Origin of the sequence: Desulfovirgula thermocuniculi DSM 16036 (genome assembly GCF_000429345.1) — a bacterium.
Classification (GTDB): Bacteria; Bacillota; Desulfotomaculia; order Desulfotomaculales; family Desulfovirgulaceae; genus Desulfovirgula; species Desulfovirgula thermocuniculi.
In genome coordinates, this window is sequence record NZ_AUBR01000117.1 from 1 (window position 1) to 1,774 (window position 1,774).

The 1,774-nt window shown below is 68.5% G+C and carries 2 protein-coding genes and 1 riboswitch; both genes read left to right on the forward strand.

Annotation, left to right across the window (positions count from 1 at the left end; translation table 11 throughout):
- On the forward strand, positions 1-477 hold a 477-nt coding region (locus tag G454_RS21950; protein ID WP_035108114.1), incomplete at its 5' end, for a hypothetical protein.
- A 76-nt stretch (positions 478-553) separates the two neighbouring features.
- Positions 554-1,105, forward strand: coding sequence for an HD-GYP domain-containing protein (locus tag G454_RS19685; RefSeq protein ID WP_169719386.1), 552 nt, complete (start codon positions 554-556; stop codon positions 1,103-1,105).
- Between the two features lie 392 nt (positions 1,106-1,497).
- A riboswitch (cyclic di-GMP riboswitch) is annotated at positions 1,498-1,586 on the forward strand.
- The last annotated feature ends 188 nt before the right edge of the window (positions 1,587-1,774 follow it).

Genomic DNA, 1,774 nt, shown 5'->3' on the forward strand with positions numbered 1-1,774 from the left:
CTCTTCACCTGCATGCTGAGCATGGCGTGGGACGTGGGCAGGCTCTACGCCGCCAAGGTGGCCAGCCGCCACGCCCTGAACCTGGCGGTCAGGGCGGCCGCGGCGGAGATCGACCCCGACGCCCTGGCGGACCCCTCCGGCTCGCGCATGGTCGTGGTGCCCGCAAGGGCGAGGGCGAGCTTCGACGAGGTGCTCGGGGCCAACTACACCCCCATGAGGGGCCGCCTGGTCGACGGGGACTATAGGGTGGTGTTCTTCTACGTGGTGAACTACCCGGACGACGCGAAGCGGGTGGGTTCCCTCCCCGCCCCGTTCTCCTACTACACGGGCGACAGGACGGTGACGCTGGCGCAGCCCGGCGTGGCGGCGAAGATCGCGGCGCCGGTCGGACTCGGGCCGTTCGGGAGGCTGGCCACGGGGCTGGGGACTGTCGAGGTGGAGGTCCACTCGGCCGCCGCGCCCGAGGTGAGGCTGTGACGGGGGAGGTGGCGGGGATTTGAAGATGGCAGACGTCCTCTCGGCGCGGCGCGACCTCTGGGAGGCGGGTGCGGCGATGCGCTCATGGCACGAGGACCTCTTCCGGCACTCCCTCGTGACGGCCGACCTCGCGGCCGCGGCGGCGCGCACGCTCGGCTTCCCGGAGAGGGAGGCCGAGCTGGCCCGCCTGGGGGGTTTCCTCCACGACTTCGGCAAGGTGACGTGGCCCAGGGAGCTGGTCTCGAAGTACCCCCTCACGGAGGAGGACTGGCAGATCATCAGGATGCACCCCATAGTGGGCGCGCGGCTGGTGAGGGAGAGGGTGCCCGACGTGTCGTGGGTGGTGCTGAGGGTCATCGAGGAGCACCACGAGCGGGACGGGGACGGCTACCCGAGGGGGAAGAGGGCGGGGGACCTGCACCCCCTGAGCCGCGTGGTGGCCTGCGTGGAGTGCTTCACAGCACTGCTGGAGGGGAGGCCGTACAGGCTGGAGTCGGCGGGCGGGGGGGCGCCCGCGGAGCAGTTCCTCGCCGCGGGCTTCGAGAGGGAGCTGGTCGAGGCGGTGAGGAAGGTGGCCTCGGAGAACGGGCTCGGGCGGGGAAGGTCAACTTTTTCCATACAAAGCTAAGCAACCTTTAGCTTTGCATTAGGGCTTTCGTTGTACAGGCTCGGGCACTAAGCATTCATCGCCGACGGTCACCTCCATCACTGTCTGGCCAGCCCGGCACGCCCGACGACATCTACTGCACAAACGCCCTGGGGGTGGCGGAGGGGGTGCCGCCGGACCGGACAGCCGACGGCACGGCCTACGGGGAACCCGTGCCCTCGGCATGACGGCGGCACCGCGTGCGGTCTCCGCGGGCGGCCCGGGGGAGTGCTCGGCCGCCCTTCCCGGCGGCCGCTGGCGACCGAGCCCCTTCAGGAAGAGAAAGGCATGCCGAAGTTTCTCTCAAAAGGAATCTGAGTCCAGGCAACTCCATTTTCAGAGGACAAAGATTTGTTGTACACTTTTGGTGAGATCCCCACCAAGGGCAAACCCGGCGAAAGCCGGGGGCGCAAAGCCACGGGGCCTAAGGCGGTCGAGCCGCTATGGCAGCCCGGCTGCTGGGGAGGAAAGCCGGGAACTTACCCCGGCGGCCGGCTGCCCGGTGGCAGCAGCGAAAAAGGAGGTGGGAGCCGGTAGGCCGGGGTCGCTTTTTTCCGGATGCAGCTTTCCGGGCAAAAATTTATTGGCGGGAGGGGATGAGAAAGTGCGCAGGAGAACCAGGCTTATTCTGGCCGTGCTGACCGCGGCCGC